Source organism: Pseudomonas alcaligenes (genome assembly GCF_041729615.1).
Lineage (GTDB): Bacteria > Pseudomonadota > Gammaproteobacteria > Pseudomonadales > Pseudomonadaceae > Aquipseudomonas > Aquipseudomonas alcaligenes_B.
The window spans coordinates 2,527,841-2,543,009 of record NZ_CP154874.1; the positions used below are offsets into that span (position 1 = coordinate 2,527,841).

Genomic DNA, 15,169 nt, shown 5'->3' on the forward strand with positions numbered 1-15,169 from the left:
GACCTAACGTTTGGTTAAGGGGCGGGCTTTAGCCCGTCCCAGTGAGCGAAGCGAGCGATTTGAACCACTAGTTAGGTTTCTTGGTACGGGACGCCATAGAGCACATTTCTAGCTCGCCCTTCAAATTCGTGTGCATATGCCTTTAAAGTATTCCACTCAATGCGCGCTAAACAATTGGTGGCGGCGCTTCTAATGCTCGCCCATTCATTATGGCTAAACATAAATTGATCATCGCAGTGAAATGCATCACTGCTTAAGTTGTTGCAGCTTTCAAATATTGAGAGTAGCTCGCTTTTTATATCGGTGGGAATGTCATTTCCGTAATCGTCAGCAAAATCCTTAACCCTTAATATTTTTTCGCTCCACACTTCGCATGCGGGACAATATGGTATCGATTCGCTTTGTTGTTTTGCTTCGAGCGCAAGAAACTCTAGCCCATAGCAGAGTTGTAGAAATGAAAGTAGCTTTTCATACTCATCCTCTGCATACCAGTTCCATACCCTGGCTGAGAAAGTAGTTTCCATGTGATACCTAACGGTTAAGCTAAGGGGCCGGCTTCGCCGGTCCCAGCGAACGGAGTGAGCGCTTTGAGCGCATTGTTAGGCGGCATACCCGATAGGAGTGCCACCAAACGGCGGCTCGTAGTTGCCGGTAATAAAAAGAACAACAAAAACAAGGTTCACCACAATGGCAACCGCTACTAATGCAAAGAAGTAGATTAGGTATATTCGCTCGCTTTTGTGCCAGAGCGGCTGTCGGCGGATGAGCCGCCTGAGATCAGCTCGACGATCAATAGCTAGAACCAATAAGACTAAGCAGCTGCCTAGGCCAATAAAATACCAGCCCCATAATACAGAAATAGCAGTCACGAAAAGACCTGTATCGGCTAGCGCAACCAAGGTGTTTGCTGTAACTCCAATGGCGGTAGCCAATTTCGTTTTCCAGCTGGCACCGTACGGTTTGTCAAAGTCAAAATCAGTCACTGATATTAAATTCCGCCTAACGATTAAGCTAACGGGCAGACAAAAGCATAGCTTTTGGCTGTCCAGCGAACGAAGTGAGCGGCAGTTAAGCGCATTGTTAGGCGTGCTCCTATGTGATTTCAGAAACTATTATTTTTATAGTCAAGGCCAGAGCTATAAGAATAAGGCTTGGCTTTAGAAGTTTGTTCTGAAAGTCATAATAGGTGACCTCGTTTTTTCTTCTATCCATGTGATCAATGACCACGCTCCAACTATAGATGCAGAACAAAAGTGCGCCTATTGTCAGCAGGATTGTCGGTATTAATTCATACATTATGAATAGTGCGGTATCTGCGTTCATTCCTAGGTTGGCGGGAGTGTGCGAAAGGCTTTGCATGACAAAGGGGATAATTATAAGCGGTAGCGTAAAAGCTGCTTCTCGCGCGCCGTTTAGCTTTCTATAGGGTACTCTGTTTGAGCCGTCAGGTCGTCTTTGCTCTGGCGATGCTATTAGATTATGTATGTATTGCTCATCATCAATCTCATAACATGACTTTTTACAGCCAGAGCAGATTTCTGCTGACATATGGTTCTCTGCATTGCAGTTGATGCACTGCCATTTCTCAGATTTCATGCGTGGCTCATTGCTGGTGAGTGCCTAACTAGTGTTTATACGACATGCCTAGGGATAGGCATGGTGTTCGATACTGGTTGTATTGGCTATAGCTGGGCATTGCGATGCCTATATATAGCCACGCCGTATGGAGTGCGACAGGAAGAGTAGGAGCAGGGCGCATACGGACTTCCATATCCAGCGAGAGGGGGATGCTGGCAGTCTGCCCCAGCGCCAGGCGCGTCTCAAGCGTGGCCGGCCTTCCTTATTAAGGAGGGGCCGGCCCGCCCCTGCTGACGGACGGTCACGCCACAGGCGCGACTGCCGTGGCTTTGCGGTATACTGCGCCGCCTCCGGGCCGCCCTGGCCCGAACCCGCACATGACAAGCCACGCCGAATGCGTGGCTTGTTGGTTTTTGTCGCGCCGACAGGCGCCCGAGCAAGAGGCAGAACGATGAGCGCACTGGTTGGCGTGATCATGGGCTCCAAGTCCGACTGGAGCACCCTGAGCCACACCGCGGAGATGCTGGACAAGCTGGGCATCCCCTACGAAGTGCAGGTGGTGTCCGCCCACCGCACCCCGGACCTGTTGTTCCAGTACGCCGAGCAGGCCGAGGGCCGTGGCATCCGGGTGATCATCGCCGGTGCTGGCGGCGCCGCCCACCTGCCGGGCATGTGCGCGGCCAAGACCCACCTGCCGGTGCTCGGCGTGCCGGTGCAGTCCGCCGTGCTGTCGGGCGTCGATTCGCTGCTGTCCATCGTGCAGATGCCGGCCGGCATCCCGGTCGCCACCCTGGCCATCGGCAAGGCCGGGGCGATCAACGCCGCGCTGCTCGCCGCCAGCATCCTCGGCCACCAGCACCCGCAGTTCCACGCGAAGCTCAAGCAGTTCCGCGACGAGCAGACCCAGACCGTGCTGGACAATCCTGATCCCCGCTCCTGACTGGAATGAACAGATGAAGATCGGCGTAATCGGTGGCGGCCAGCTGGGCCGCATGATGGCCCTGGCGGGCACTCCGCTGGGCATGCAGTTCGCCTTCCTCGACCCGGCCCCGGATGCCTGCGCGCAGGCCCTCGGCGAGCATATCCGCGCCGACTACGGCGACCAGGATCACCTGCGCCAGCTGGCCGACGAGGTCGACCTGGTGACCTTCGAGTTCGAGAGCGTGCCGGCCGAGACCGTCGCCTTCCTCTCCCAGTTCGTGCCGGTCTACCCGAGCGCCGAGGCGCTGCGCATCGCCCGTGACCGCTGGTTCGAGAAGTCCATGTTCAAGGACCTCGGCATCCCCACTCCGGATTTCGCCGACGTGCAGAGCCAGGCCGACCTGGACGCCGCCGTGGCCGCCATCGGCCTGCCGGCGGTGCTCAAGACCCGTACCCTGGGCTACGACGGCAAGGGCCAGAAGGTCCTGCGCCAGCCGGCGGATGTGGTCGGCGCCTTCGCCGAGCTGGGCAGCGTGCCATGCATCCTCGAAGGCTTCGTGCCCTTCACCGGCGAGGTGTCGCTGGTGGCCGTGCGCGCCCGCGACGGCGAGACGCGCTTCTACCCGCTGGTGCACAACACCCATGTCGGCGGCATCCTCAACCTGTCGGTGGCCAGCACCGCGCACCCGCTGCAGGCACTGGCCGAGGACTACGTCGGCCGCGTGCTGCAGAAGCTCGACTATGTCGGCGTGCTGGCCTTCGAGTTCTTCGAGGTGGACGGCGGCCTGAAGGCCAACGAGATCGCCCCGCGCGTACACAACTCCGGGCACTGGACCATCGAAGGCGCCGAGTGCAGCCAGTTCGAGAACCACCTGCGCGCCGTCGCCGGCCTGCCGCTGGGCTCCACCGCCAAGGTGGGCGAGAGCGCCATGCTCAACTTCATCGGCGCGGTGCCGGAAGTGAGCAAGGTGATCGCCATCGAGGACTGCCACCTGCACCACTACGGCAAGGCCTTCAAGGCCGGGCGCAAGGTCGGCCACGCCACCCTGCGCTGCAAGGATATGGCGACCCTCAAGGCACGCATCGCCGAGGTCGAGGCGCTGATCGCCCAGGCCTGACCGTCCGGGGCATCGGCTAAGCTTTGCGCATCACTTCCGCGAAGCCGAGCCGCCGATGCGCCTGGCCACCCTGCTGCTGTCCTGCCTGCTGTCCTGCGCCGCCCTGGCGCAGCCGGTGCTGCGCGTCGATCTGCGCGACCGCCCGCCGGAAATGTGGAGCGTCGACGGCCGCCCGTCCGGGCCGCTGGTGACCGTGCTGGAGACTGCCGCCGAGCGCATCGGCGTGCGCCTGGAGTGGCGCTTCGCGCCCTTCGCGCGCAGCCTGGCGGACCTGCGCGAAGGGCGTATCGACCTGGTGCCGCGGGTGCTGGCCGGCGAGGGCCGGGAGGACTACATCCACTTCCTGCCGAGCATCGGCAGCCAGCCGCGCGAGGTGCTGTTTCTCGTGCGTCCCGGCTACGAGCGGGCCCTGCGCAACTATGACGACCTGCTCGACCTGCGCATCGGGGTCAAGCGCGGCACCGCCTACTTCCCGCGCTTCGACGCGGACACCCGGCTGTACCGCGAGGCCCTGCGCGACGACGACGTGCTGGCGCAGATGTTCCGCGCCGGCCGCCTGGATACCATTGTGGTGCTCGACCGTGCCGCCCTGGAAGCCGCCTTCGCCCGTATCGGCTTCAGCGCCTATGCCTATGCCGAGTACCGTGAGCCGATCCTCATCGACAACCGTTTCGGGGCCTCGCGCCGGCTCTACGAGGAGGACCGTACCGAACTCTATGACCGCCTCGGCGCGGAGCTGGCCGCCATGCGCGCGCGTGGCGAGGTGGCGGCGATCTACCGTGCCAGCGGCATCGAGGCACCGCTGCCCTGAGGGCCTGGCACGGGGCAGGGTGGGACGGCGACTCGGCATGCCCGCCAGCCCGCAGCGCCTGAGCCGCCGCGGAGACAGCCCGGCGGGAATGCTTTATCGTCCGCCCTGTCCAACCCCTGCCACCCGTTGCCGGAGCCCGCCGTGAAAGCCCCCCTGTTGCTGCTGTTGCTGATTCCCACCCTGGCCTGGTCCGAGCCCCGCGAGCTGGACTGGCTGGAGCTGATGCCGCTCGAGGACCAGAAGGCCCTCGAAGCCATGCCCGAGATCAGCCACGAGACCCCCGAGGCGGCCGGCACCTTCGGCCAGCAGGGCGGCCTCAAGCAGCAGGCGCGCGACCTGCCGGCGGTGATGTACTCGAAGAAGACGGTGGCCCGCCTGGACGGCAAGCAAGTGCGCCTGGGCGGCTACCCGGTGCCGCTGGAGAGCGATGCCGAGGGCAAGAGCACCCTGCTGTTCCTGGTGCCCTATCCGGGCGCCTGCATCCACGTGCCGCCGCCGCCGCCGAACCAGATCGTGCTGGTGCGCTACCCCGAGGGCATCGTCCTCGACGACATCTACGCGCCGCTGTGGGTCAGCGGCACCCTGCACATCGAGCCGGTGGAGAACGAGCTGGCCGAGGCGGTCTACGCCCTGGACGCCAGCAGCGTGCGCCTGGTCGAGGAAGACGACCTGTAGCCCGGATGCAGTCCGGGAGCGCAGTGGCCTGGTTCCCGGATTGCATCCGGGCTACGCCAGCCGGCGTTGGAGCAGGGCTCCCCGGCACATGCGGCATCGCGCCGCTGGCGCATCCCTGCGCCCATTACCTAGGCTGAACGAACCGCCAGGTTGGGATGCCGCCCATGCGCAAACTGCTGATCGTCCTTCCCGTGCTCCTGCTGCTGGGCCTGCTGGCCTGGTGGTGGAGCCGGCCGCAGCCGCTGGCCGTGCGCCTGGTCACGGTCGAGCGCGGGCCGGTGGAGACGCTGGTGGCCAACACCCGCGCCGGCACCCTCAAGGCCTGCCGGCGTTCGCGGCTGTCGTTCAACCTGGGTGGCCAGGTCACCGAGCTGCTGGTCGACGAGGGCCAGCGCGTGCAGGCCGGCGAGGTGCTGCTGCGCCTGCGCCAGGACGACCGCCTGGCCCGCGTGCAGGAGGCCGAGGCGCGCCTGGCCGGGCAGCGCAACGCCCGCGAGCAGCGCTGCCGCCAGGCCAGCCTGGAACGCCGCGACCTCGAACGCCTGCGCCATCTGGCCGAGCGCAAGCTGGCCGCCGCCGACCGTCTGGACCAGGCCGAGACCCGTGCCAACCTGTCCGCCCTGGTCTGCAGCGCCAGCGAGGCGCAGATCGCCGAGGCCGAGGCGCAGCTGGCGCTGCAGCGCTCGCTGCTGGACCAGGCCACCCTGCGCGCGCCCTTCGCCGGCATAGTGGCGCAGATCAACGGCGAGCTGGGCGAGTACGTCACCCCTTCGCCGCCGGGCATCCCCACGCCGCCGGCGGTGGACCTGATCGACGACAGCTGCCTGTACGTCGAGGCGCCGATCGACGAGGTCGACGCCGCCCGCGTGCGCCCGGGCATGCCGGTGCGCATCGGCCTGGACGCCTTCCGCACGCGCCACTTCGAGGGCGAGGTGACGCGCATCGCGCCCTTCGTTCGCGACCTGGAGAAGCAGGCGCGTACCGTCGACGTGGAAGTGCGCTTCGCCAGCGTGCCGCCCGAGGTGCTGCTGCTCACCGGCTACAGCGCCGACGTGGAAATCCTCCTGGAGGAAAAGGCCGAGGTGCTGCGGGTGCCCACCGAGACCCTGTTCGAGGGCGGCCGGGTGTACCGCTACGACGAGGCCGCCGGGGTGCTGCGCGAGGTGCGGGTCGACACCGGCCTGGGCAACTGGCGCTGGACCGAGATCGTCGGCGGCCTGCAGCCGGGCGAGCGCATCCTCGCCGGCCTCGACATCGAAAACCTGGCGGACGGCCTGGCAGTGCGCCCGCAGGAGGACGCGCGGTGAATACCGCGACGGCCAATAGCGCTTTCCTGGTAGGGCGCGCGGTGAGGCGCGTAAGCGGGACAGCGAGGCCTGCGGCTCGTAGCCCGGATGCAATCCGGGAAACAGGCAGCACCGTCCCCGGATTGCATCCGGGCTACCACGCGACCATCCCTGTTCATGTTGCCCACCACCCGTCCTCCATCCCGGGAGCCCCAGCGCCATGATCCGCCTGCGTGGCGTGACGCGCTGCTTCCAGCTTGGCGAGCAGCGGGTGATGGGCCTCGACGCGGTGGACCTGGACGTGGCCGCCGGCGAGTACCTGGCGGTCACCGGCCCCTCCGGCTCGGGCAAGTCCACCCTGCTCAACATCCTCGGCCTGCTCGATGCCCCCGACAGCGGCGAGTACTGGCTGCGCGGCGAGGCCACCGCGGCGCTGGACGAGGCGCGCCGCGCCGAGCTGCGCAGCCGCTGGATCGGCTTCGTGTTCCAGTCCTACCACCTGATCCCGCGCCTGACCGCGCGCGAGAACATCGAGCTGCCGATGCTCCTGGCCGGTATCGAGCCGGCCGAGCGGCAGCGCCGCAGCGCGCCGCTGATCGAGCGCCTGGGCCTGGGCGACCGCCTGGCGCATCGCCCCGGCGAGCTGTCCGGCGGCCAGCGCCAGCGCGTCGCCATCGCCCGCGCCATGTGCATGCAGCCGGCCCTGCTGCTGGCCGACGAGCCGACCGGCAACCTCGACAGCCAGTCCGGCGGCGAGGTGGTGGCGCTGCTCGAGGAGCTCAACCGCGAGGGCCTGACCCTGCTGGTGGTGACCCATGACGCGCAGCTGTCGGCGCGCGCCGGTCGCCAGCTGGCCATGCGCGATGGCAAGGTGGTCGAGGACCGCCGCCGGGAGCCGGCCTGATGCGCGCCGCCGATGCCCTCGGCCTGTGGCTCGGCGCCCTGCGCGGGCACCGCTCGCGCAGCCTGATGCTGCTGCTGGCGGTGGGTATCGGGGTGGTCGCGGTGAACCTGCTGACCGGCCTCGGCGAGGGCGCGCGCACCTACATCCTAGGCGAGTTCGCCGTGCTCGGGCGCAACACCCTGATCGTCCTGCCCGGGCGCAAGGAAACCAGCGGCGGCATGCCGCCGATCACCGGCCTGGCGCCGCGCGACCTGACCCTGCAGGACGCCCAGGCCATCGCCCGCCTGCCCAGCGTGCTGCGGGTGGCGCCGCTGCAGGCCGGGCAGGTCGAGGTCAGCGTTGGCAACCGCAACCGCGAGGCCTTCACCCTCGGCACCAGCCACGAGTTCTTCGCCATCCGCCAGCTTCAGGTCAGCCAGGGCCAGGCCCTGCCGGCACTGCACTTCGACGAGGCGCGGGCGGTCTGCGTGATCGGCGCCAAGCTGCGCCGCGAGCTGTTCGGCAGCGCCCCGGCGCTGGGCCAGTGGCTGCGCGCCGGTGACCGGCGCTTCCGCGTGGTCGGCATCCTCGCCGAGCGCGGCGAGTCGCTGGGCATGGACTTCGGCGAGCTGCTGATCATCCCGGTGGCCAGCGCGCAGACCCTGTTCGACCGCGAGGGGCTGTTCCGCGTGTTCGCCGAGCTGCGCGGGCCGCACCTGCTGGCCAGTGGCAAGGAGCAGATCCGCGCCACCATCCGCGAGCGCCACGAGGGCGAGGACGACATCACCCTGATCGGCCAGGACGCCATGCTCGCCGCCTTCGCCGACATCCTCCGCGCCCTGACCCTGGCGCTGGCCGGCATCGCCGCCATCAGCCTGCTGGTGGCGGGCATCCTGATCATGAACGTGACCTGGATTTCGGTGAGCCAGCGCACCGCCGAGATCGGCCTGCTCAAGGCCATCGGCGCCACCTCCGCGCAGGTGCGCCTGCTGTTCCTCGGCGAGGCCACGCTGCTGACCCTGGCCGGCGCCGTCGCCGGGTTGCTGCTGGGCGAGGCGCTGCTGTGGGCCGGCCGGCGCCTGTGGGACTTCCCCCTGTACGCGCCCTGGTGGGCCGGCGCCAGCGCCCTCGGCCTGGCGCTGCTCACCGCCCTGCTGTTCGCCTGGCTGCCGGCCAGCCGCGCCGCCGCCATGCAACCGGTGGACGCCTTGCGTCCGCAGGCTGCGCGCTGATGGGCGGCCTGCCGTCTGGGTGGAAGCGGCCCCCGTGGGAGCGGCCTTGGCCGCGATGCTCTTGTGCAGAGGTCAGGCGCCTGTCGCGGCCAAGGCCGCTCCCACAGTTCAAGCCGCGCCGGCAAGCCAGGCCACTGCCACCCGGCAGGTTGCCGGGCGAGGGCGGCCGGCCATGATGCGCCTGCGGGATGGCTTCGCCCTGACCGCCTCGGCGCTCACCAGCCGGCCGCTGCGCAGCCTGCTGACCATGCTCGGGGTGGCCATCGGCATCGCCGCGGTGGCGCTGCTCACCGCCATCGGCGAGGGCCTGCGCGGCTACGTGCTGGACAACTTCTCGCAGTTCGGCACGCGGATCATCGCCATCCACCCGGGCAAGACCCAGACCGGCGGCCTCGGCGGCATCCTCAGCAGCGTGCGCCCGCTCAGCCTGGCCGATGCCGACGCCCTGCGCCGGCTACCGCATGTCGAGGCGGTGGTGCCGCTGATCCAGGGCGCCGGCGATATCCAGTACGGCCAGTTCAGCCGCAGCAGCGACATCTTCGGCGCCGGCCACCAGCTGGCCCAGGCCTGGCACTTCCGCCTGGCCCTCGGCCAGTTCCTGCCGCCGGCGCGCGACGGCCGCTCGCCGCCCTACGCGGTGCTCGGCCACAAGCTGCGCGCCGAGCTGTTCGGCGAGGCCAACCCGCTGGGCCAGCTGGTGCGCATTGGCGGGACGCGCTTCCGGGTGATCGGGGTGATGGAAGAGAAGGGCCAGCTGCTCGGCTTCGACCTCGACGACATCGCCTACATCCCGGTGGACTGGGCCCAGGCCCTGTTCAACCGCGAGGGGCTGATGGAGATCGACGTGGTGTTCGGCCCCGGCACCGCCTCGGCGCCGATGGCCGAGCGCATCCGCGCGCTGCTGATCGAGCGCCACGGCATGGAGGACTTCAACCTGACCACCCAGGACGACATGCTGGCCAGCCTGGGGCGCATCCTCGCCGTGCTCACCTACGCCATTGCCGTGCTCGGCGGGGTGTCGCTGCTGGTCGGCGCGGTGGGCATCCTCACCATCATGACCACCACGGTGGGCGAGCGCACCGCCGAGATCGGCCTGCTGCGCGCCATCGGCGCGAGCCCGCGGCAGGTGCTCGGCCTGTTCCTCGCCGAGGCCACCCTGCTGTCGCTGGCCGGCGGCCTGCTCGGCCTGCTGCTGATGGCGCTGCTGCTCGGCCTGCTGCACCTGGCCGCGCCCGACCTGCCGCTGGCGCTGCGCCCGGCCTTCCTGCTGCTGGCGCTGCTGCTCGCCGCGCTGATCGGCATGCTCGCCGGCCTGGCCCCAGCGCGCGCGGCGGCGCGCCTGCATCCGGTGCAGGCGCTGCGCGGGGAGTGAAAAGCAGAAGGCCCGTCGTGCGCCGGGCCCTCCGGGTCACTTGCCGTAGACCTGCTCCGGCAGCCAGGTGATCAGCTGTGGCCAGAAGTAGGCGACCACCAGCATGAGGATCTGGATGGCGATGAAGGGCACCACCCCCTTGTACATCACCATGGTGCTGACCGACTTCGGCGTGACCCCGCGCAGGTAGAACAGCGAGAAGCCGAATGGCGGGGTGAGGAAGGAGGTCTGCAGGTTCAGGGCGATCATCACGCCCAGCCAGATCGGGTCCAGGCCCATGGCCAGCAGCACCGGCCCGACGATCGGCACCACCACGAAGATGATCTCGATGAAGTCGAGGATGAAGCCGAGCAGGAAGATCACCAGCATTACCAGGAAGAAGGCGCCGAGCACGCCGCCGGGCAGCTGGGCGAACACGTCCTCTATCAGCACCTCGCCGCCGAAGCCGCGGAACACCAGGGAGAACAGCGAGGCGCCGATCAGGATGAGGAACACCATGGCGCTGATTTCGGTGGTGCCGTAGGCCACTTCCTTGAGCTGGGTGAAGTTCAGCTGGCGCTTGCCGATCGCCAGCAGCATGGCACCCACCGCACCTAGGGCGGCGGCCTCGGTGGGGGTGGCGTAGCCGGTCAGGATGGAGCCGAGCACGGCGGCGATCAGCACCAGCGGCGGCACCAGGGCGGCGATCAGCTTGCCCCACTCGATCGGCCCCAGCTCTTCCTGCGGCAGCGCCGGCAGCTTCTTCGGCTGGGCGATGGCGACGATGATCAGGTAGAGGATGTACAGGCCGACCAGCACCAGGCCGGGGATCAGCGCGCCGACGAAGAGGTCGCCGACCGACACGGTCTTGGGCGAGAACACGCCGAGTTTGAGCTGCGCCTGCTGGTAGGCGCTGGACATCACGTCGCCCAGCAGCACCAGGATGATCGACGGCGGGATGATCTGCCCCAGGGTGCCGGTGGCGGCCAGGGTGCCGGTGGCGATGGCCGGGTCGTAGCCGCGCCGCAGCATGGTCGGCAGGGCCAGCAGGCCCATGGTCACCACGGTGGCGCCGACGATGCCGGTGCTGGCGGCGAGCAGCGCGCCGACCACGCACACGGAGATCGCCAGGCCGCCGCGCAGGGTGCCGAACAGCCGCGACATGGACTCCAGCAGGTCTTCCGCCACCCTGGATTTCTCCAGCATCACGCCCATGAACACGAACAGCGGCACGGCCAGCATGGTCTGGTTGTTCATGATGCCGAACAGGCGGTTGGGCAGGGCGTGCAGGTAGCCGCCGTCGAAGGTGCCGGTGGCCATGCCGATGCCGGCGAACAGCAGGGATACGCCGCCCAGGGTGAAGGCCACCGGGTAGCCGGCCATCAGGGCCAGGCAGATGCTGACGAACAGCAGGATCGCCATCAACTCAGCCATGCTTCACCTCCGGCGCGGGCAGCTTGCCGGCGAGGATGTAGCCGTAGCGGATCAGCTCGGCCAGGCTCTGCAGCACCAGGCTGACCACCAGCACCAGGATGATGGTCTTCTGCAGGTAGACGAAGGCCAGGCCGCCGGACTCGCCGGACTTCTCCAGGGTCGACCAGGAGGCGGTCACGTAGTCCCAGCTGTTCCAGCCGAGGAACAGGCAGAAGGGCAGGAGGAACAGCAGGTTGCCGAGGATCTCCACCAGCGCCTGCCGGTGCCCGGAGAACTTCTGGTAGAAGATGTCCACGCGCACGTGGCCGCCGCGCTGCAGGGTCCAGGCGGCGGCGCCCATGAATACCAGGGCGTGGGCGTACATCACGGCCTCCTGCAGGGCGGTGGCGCCGATGCCGAAGCCGTAGCGCAGCACCACCACCACGGCGGTGCCGAGCACGAGGAACAGGGTCAGCCAGGCGCAGGCCCGGCCCAGGGCGGCATTCACGGCGTTGAACGCCTGGGCGATGCCGAGTAGCGGGGGAGTGGTGGACATCGTGGGTCCTTCTTGTTATCAGCGTGGGCAAGGCGTTGGCCGCGGGTGGCGGCCTTCTGCTGCACGGGGCAGGCGGCGATTCTGGCAGCAGGCATGTGCGCGCAGCAATCTCACTACGACTTTAGTCGAAGCGGCTAGGCTTGAGAGTCGGCAACCCCTAAGGTTATGGGGCTCAGTCCGACCCGGGCGATCCTCTGGTCAGACCATTTTCACTTCGGCGCGATGGCGCCGCGGGGCATTACAACAATAAGGAGTCTTGCATGAAACGTCGTGACATCATCGCCGCCGCCGGTGTCGGCCTGGCGGCCACCGCGCTGGCCGGTTGCAACAAGCAGCCCGAGGCGAACTGCGAGCCGCAGCAAGGGGGCGGCGGCCAGACCTTCACCTGGAAGATGGTGACCTCCTGGCCGAAGAACTTCCCCGGCGTGGGCGTCGGTGCCGAGCGTTTCGCCAAGCTGGTGAACGAGATGAGCGGCGGTCGCCTGACCGTCAAGGTCTACGCCGCCGGCGAACTGGTGCCGGCCCTGGAGGTGTTCGACGCGGTGTCGCGCGGCACCGCCGAGATGGGCCACGGCGCACCCTACTACTGGAAGGGCAAGGTGCCGGCCGCGCAGTTCTTCTGCGCCCTGCCGTTCGGCCCGAATGCCGCCGAGATGAACGCCTGGCTGTTCAAGGGTGGCGGCATGCAGCTGTGGGAGGAGGTGTACAAGCCGTTCGGCGTGCTGCCGATCCTCTGCGGCGCCACCGGCGTGCAGACCGCCGGCTGGTTCAACAAGGAGATCAACTCGGTCGCCGACTTCCAGGGCCTGAAGATGCGTACCCCGGGCCTGGGCGGCGAGGTGCTGACCAAGATGGGCGGCACCGTGGTCAACATGCCGGCCGGCGAGATCTTCACCGCCCTGCAGACCGGCGCCATCGACGCCACCGAGTGGATCGGCCCGTACAACGACCTGGCTCTGGGCCTGCACAAGGCGGCCAAGTACTACTACACCCCGGGCTGGCAGGAGCCCAACGTGACCTTCGAGCTGGACGTCAACCTCAAGGCCTGGGAGACCCTGCCGGCCGACCTGCAGGCGATCGTCCGCGCCGCCGCCCGTGACGTGAACGCCGACATGCTCGACGAGTACAACGCGCGCAACATGGAAGCCCTGGAAACCCTCAAGGGCGAGGGCGTGGAAGTACGCCGCCTGCCCGACGAGGTGCTGGCCAAGCTCAAGGAAGTGGCCGCCGAGGTGGTGGCCGCGACGGCCGCCGCCGACCCGGCCTCGGCCAAGGTGTTCGAGGCGCAGAGCGCCTACTTCAAGCGCCTGCAGGAGTACGCCAAGGTCGCCGAGGAGGACATCTACAAGATCCGCGGCTGACGGCGGCTCGCTAACGGAAAAGGCCGGTGGGGCGACCCACCGGCCTTTTTCATGTGCGCTGGGATGCCCAGCCCTCTCGCTGCCTCCCGGGCCGTTCGTCCTCCTACAAGGGACCTTTACTGCTGCCTGAACGGCCGCGGGGGCACAGCAGGACAGCCGATGGCTGAACGCGCGACGTGTCAGGCGGCGCGCAGCCGAGTCCCCGTCAGGAGGCTGAGTGGAGGTGTCGCGCAGGGGAGCGAGCCGCAAGGATGCGGCGAGAGGCATAACGGGCCAGGGATGGCCCGTGTATGCCGGCCCCCGGAGCGGCGCCGGAAGGAGGGAAGTCTGGCCGCAGGCCAGACCCGGATGTCGGGGTGCCCTTCTTCTTTGGTTACTTTCTTGTTGGGCAAGCAACAAGAAAGTGACTCGCCCGGCGGGGCGAAAACAGAACCCTCCGCCAGCACGGAAAGCGGCAAGCCGTCACGCCAAGGGCACACAATCTTGCCGGTCCGGTGTCACTCTCCTGATCCTCGCACTGGCGTGCAGAACCTTTCTTTGCCCCGCAGGCGGCCTCAGAGCGCCTCGCTCCACAGGCTCAGGTGCAGCTCGTGGCTGGCGCCGGGGGCCAGCTCGATGCAGTCGTCCCAGACGTTGGCCGTCTCGATGCACAGCATGCGCTGCCAGGCATCCCCGGCGAACTGCGACAGGCGCCGGGCCTTGTCGATCCAGGGGTTCCACAGCACCGCCGAGCGCGAGCCCGTGGCCTCCAGGAGGATGCGCCGGTTCCAGGCGGCATCCACCAGGGCCAGGCGCGGCGGCACGTCCAGATACACGCGGTCGGTCTCCCCGGCGAACTGCAGGGCGCCGTGCTGGCGGCGTTCCTCCCAGCCGTCGAGGGTCTCCAGGTAGCGGCAGCCGTCCAGGCCGAGCACGCTGACCTGGCGGATGTCGCTGACGGCGAAGTAGCTGTGCAGGGCCTGGCTCAGGTGCAGCGTCTGCTGGTCGAGGTTGCGGCTGCTCAGGCGCAGGTGCAGGCGCTGCTCCAGGCGGATCTCCAGGCTCAGTTCCACGGCATGCGGCCAGTGCGCCAGCGGCTGCGTGCGGCTGTCGAAGGCGAAGCGCAGGCTGACCGCCTCGCCCTGCTGGTCGATGCCCAGCAGCTGCCAGTCCAGCCCGCGCACGCCGCCGTGGGCCGGCGCGCTGGCCGGGTCGTCGTGCATCGCCTGCAGCGGCAGCGGGTTGCGCGCCAGGTCGCCGAACCAGGGCCAGCACACCGGCACCCCGCCGCGCACCGACTGGCCGCGCTGGTAGCCGGCCTGCTCGCTGAGCCAGAGGATCGGCGGCTGCTCGCCCTGCTGGTAATGCAGGATCTGCGCGCCCTGCTGGGTCACCAGCAATTCGCTGTCGCCCAGCTGCACGCGCCAGCAGGTCAGCTCACCCAGTTCCACTCGTTCGATTTGCGCTTGGCTCATGGCCGGCTCCGGAAGGTCGACGAGCCATTTGAGCGCAGGTGGCGGCAAAGGCCAAGCACCCTGAAAAACGCCGACACGAGGTCGGCGTTGTCGGAGCGGCTGCGATCAGCCGCGGCGCGGCGGCACCGGGCGGGTGCGGCCGCTGCCGTCGATGGCGACGAACACGAACACCGCCTCGGTGACCTTGCGCCACTCGCTGGACAGCGGGTCGTCGCTCCACACCTCGACCAGCATCTGGATCGAGCTGCGGCCGATTTCCAGCACCTGGGTGTAGAAGGACAGCTGGGCGCCCACCGCCACCGGCACCAGGAAGGCCATGCGGTCGATGGCCACGGTGGCGACCCGGCCGCCGGCGACCCGGCTGGCCATGGCGGTGCCTGCCAGGTCCATCTGCGAGACCAGCCAGCCGCCGTAGATATCGCCGAAACCGTTGGTCTCGCGCGGCAGGGCGGTGATCTGCAGGGCGAGGTCGCCCTGGGGAATGGGATCTTCCTGTTCGTATTCGATCATGGCGGGTGCGGCCCCAGCGG

The 15,169-nt window shown here is 67.5% G+C and carries 16 protein-coding genes; 9 read left to right on the forward strand and 7 right to left on the reverse strand.

The features are described from left to right. Window positions 1–71 precede the first annotated feature (71 nt). From AAG092_RS12285 to AAG092_RS12295, 3 genes are all read right to left on the reverse strand, one after another. Window positions 72–524 carry a hypothetical protein gene (locus tag AAG092_RS12285; RefSeq protein WP_373386909.1) on the reverse strand — a complete coding sequence of 151 codons (453 nt, stop codon included), beginning with the start codon at window positions 522–524 and terminating at the stop codon, window positions 72–74. A gap of 75 nt (window positions 525–599) precedes the next feature. Further along, a complete protein-coding gene (locus AAG092_RS12290; protein WP_373386910.1) occupies window positions 600–983 on the reverse strand; it encodes a hypothetical protein in 384 nt (127 codons plus the stop codon). 109 nt (window positions 984–1,092) lie between these two features. After that, entirely contained in the window at window positions 1,093–1,596 is a 504-nt protein-coding gene (locus AAG092_RS12295) for a hypothetical protein (protein WP_373386911.1), read from the reverse strand. Between the two features lie 433 nt (window positions 1,597–2,029). On the opposite strand from AAG092_RS12295, the gene purE reads away from it, so the two are divergent. From purE to AAG092_RS12335, 8 genes are all read left to right on the forward strand, one after another. After that, window positions 2,030–2,518 (forward strand): 5-(carboxyamino)imidazole ribonucleotide mutase, encoded by a 489-nt coding sequence (gene purE, locus AAG092_RS12300; RefSeq protein ID WP_373386912.1) that lies wholly within the window; start codon window positions 2,030–2,032, stop codon window positions 2,516–2,518. A 13-nt stretch (window positions 2,519–2,531) separates the two neighbouring features. Continuing rightward, window positions 2,532–3,617: a 5-(carboxyamino)imidazole ribonucleotide synthase gene (locus AAG092_RS12305; RefSeq protein WP_373386913.1), complete on the forward strand. Its 1,086-nt coding sequence runs from the start codon at window positions 2,532–2,534 to the stop codon at window positions 3,615–3,617. 55 nt (window positions 3,618–3,672) lie between these two features. Continuing rightward, window positions 3,673–4,428 carry a substrate-binding periplasmic protein gene (locus tag AAG092_RS12310; protein WP_373386914.1) on the forward strand — a complete coding sequence of 252 codons (756 nt, stop codon included), beginning with the start codon at window positions 3,673–3,675 and terminating at the stop codon, window positions 4,426–4,428. Between the two features lie 141 nt (window positions 4,429–4,569). After that, window positions 4,570–5,103: a DUF3299 domain-containing protein gene (locus tag AAG092_RS12315; RefSeq protein ID WP_373386915.1), complete on the forward strand. Its 534-nt coding sequence runs from the start codon at window positions 4,570–4,572 to the stop codon at window positions 5,101–5,103. 164 nt (window positions 5,104–5,267) lie between these two features. Further along, window positions 5,268–6,410, forward strand: a complete 1,143-nt coding sequence (locus AAG092_RS12320; RefSeq protein WP_373386916.1) for an efflux RND transporter periplasmic adaptor subunit — start codon at window positions 5,268–5,270, stop codon at window positions 6,408–6,410. 199 nt (window positions 6,411–6,609) lie between these two features. Beyond that, window positions 6,610–7,293, forward strand: a complete 684-nt coding sequence (locus AAG092_RS12325; RefSeq protein ID WP_110682729.1) for an ABC transporter ATP-binding protein — start codon at window positions 6,610–6,612, stop codon at window positions 7,291–7,293. Next, window positions 7,293–8,504 (forward strand): ABC transporter permease, encoded by a 1,212-nt coding sequence (locus AAG092_RS12330; RefSeq protein WP_373386917.1) that lies wholly within the window; start codon window positions 7,293–7,295, stop codon window positions 8,502–8,504. Before AAG092_RS12325 ends, AAG092_RS12330 begins: the two co-directional genes overlap by 1 nt. Before the next feature lie 175 nt (window positions 8,505–8,679). Then, the gene (locus tag AAG092_RS12335) at window positions 8,680–9,876 is read left to right on the forward strand and encodes an ABC transporter permease (protein WP_373389592.1); all 1,197 of its coding nucleotides are present in this window, start codon (window positions 8,680–8,682) and stop codon (window positions 9,874–9,876) included. 36 nt (window positions 9,877–9,912) lie between these two features. On the opposite strand, the gene AAG092_RS12340 is transcribed toward AAG092_RS12335, so the two are convergent. Both AAG092_RS12340 and AAG092_RS12345 read right to left on the reverse strand, forming a co-directional pair. Then, the gene (locus tag AAG092_RS12340) at window positions 9,913–11,289 is read right to left on the reverse strand and encodes a TRAP transporter large permease subunit (RefSeq protein WP_373386918.1); all 1,377 of its coding nucleotides are present in this window, start codon (window positions 11,287–11,289) and stop codon (window positions 9,913–9,915) included. Further along, window positions 11,282–11,824 (reverse strand): TRAP transporter small permease subunit, encoded by a 543-nt coding sequence (locus AAG092_RS12345; protein WP_373386919.1) that lies wholly within the window; start codon window positions 11,822–11,824, stop codon window positions 11,282–11,284. The genes AAG092_RS12340 and AAG092_RS12345 overlap by 8 nt, the downstream gene beginning before the upstream one ends. Window positions 11,825–12,084: 260 nt before the next feature. On the opposite strand from AAG092_RS12345, the gene AAG092_RS12350 reads away from it, so the two are divergent. Beyond that, on the forward strand, window positions 12,085–13,185 hold the full coding sequence (locus tag AAG092_RS12350; protein WP_110682733.1) for a TRAP transporter substrate-binding protein: 1,101 nt from the start codon (window positions 12,085–12,087) through the stop codon (window positions 13,183–13,185). Window positions 13,186–13,739: 554 nt separating this feature from the next. Here AAG092_RS12350 and AAG092_RS12355 read toward each other — a convergent pair. Further along, window positions 13,740–14,639 carry a D-hexose-6-phosphate mutarotase gene (locus tag AAG092_RS12355; RefSeq protein WP_373386920.1) on the reverse strand — a complete coding sequence of 300 codons (900 nt, stop codon included), beginning with the start codon at window positions 14,637–14,639 and terminating at the stop codon, window positions 13,740–13,742. 105 nt (window positions 14,640–14,744) lie between these two features. Beyond that, on the reverse strand, window positions 14,745–15,149 hold the full coding sequence (locus tag AAG092_RS12360) for an acyl-CoA thioesterase (RefSeq protein ID WP_110682735.1): 405 nt from the start codon (window positions 15,147–15,149) through the stop codon (window positions 14,745–14,747). Window positions 15,150–15,169: the final 20 nt, after the last annotated feature.

Excerpts from the sequence above, each read along its gene's own strand:
- AAG092_RS12320 (WP_373386916.1), top strand. The coding sequence starts at position 5,268 with ATGCGCAAACTGCTGATCGTCCTTCCCGTGCTCCTGCTGCTGGGCCTG.
- AAG092_RS12350 (WP_110682733.1), top strand. The coding sequence starts at position 12,085 with ATGAAACGTCGTGACATCATCGCCGCCGCCGGTGTCGGCCTGGCGGCC.
- AAG092_RS12305 (WP_373386913.1), top strand. The coding sequence starts at position 2,532 with ATGAAGATCGGCGTAATCGGTGGCGGCCAGCTGGGCCGCATGATGGCC.
- AAG092_RS12345 (WP_373386919.1), bottom strand. The coding sequence starts at position 11,824 with ATGTCCACCACTCCCCCGCTACTCGGCATCGCCCAGGCGTTCAACGCC.
- AAG092_RS12360 (WP_110682735.1), bottom strand. The coding sequence starts at position 15,149 with ATGATCGAATACGAACAGGAAGATCCCATTCCCCAGGGCGACCTCGCC.
- AAG092_RS12310 (WP_373386914.1), top strand. The coding sequence starts at position 3,673 with ATGCGCCTGGCCACCCTGCTGCTGTCCTGCCTGCTGTCCTGCGCCGCC.
- AAG092_RS12330 (WP_373386917.1), top strand. The coding sequence starts at position 7,293 with ATGCGCGCCGCCGATGCCCTCGGCCTGTGGCTCGGCGCCCTGCGCGGG.
- AAG092_RS12285 (WP_373386909.1), bottom strand. The coding sequence starts at position 524 with ATGGAAACTACTTTCTCAGCCAGGGTATGGAACTGGTATGCAGAGGAT.
- AAG092_RS12295 (WP_373386911.1), bottom strand. The coding sequence starts at position 1,596 with ATGAAATCTGAGAAATGGCAGTGCATCAACTGCAATGCAGAGAACCAT.
- AAG092_RS12335 (WP_373389592.1), top strand. The coding sequence starts at position 8,680 with ATGCGCCTGCGGGATGGCTTCGCCCTGACCGCCTCGGCGCTCACCAGC.
- AAG092_RS12325 (WP_110682729.1), top strand. The coding sequence starts at position 6,610 with ATGATCCGCCTGCGTGGCGTGACGCGCTGCTTCCAGCTTGGCGAGCAG.
- AAG092_RS12340 (WP_373386918.1), bottom strand. The coding sequence starts at position 11,289 with ATGGCTGAGTTGATGGCGATCCTGCTGTTCGTCAGCATCTGCCTGGCC.
- AAG092_RS12355 (WP_373386920.1), bottom strand. The coding sequence starts at position 14,639 with ATGAGCCAAGCGCAAATCGAACGAGTGGAACTGGGTGAGCTGACCTGC.
- purE (WP_373386912.1), top strand. The coding sequence starts at position 2,030 with ATGAGCGCACTGGTTGGCGTGATCATGGGCTCCAAGTCCGACTGGAGC.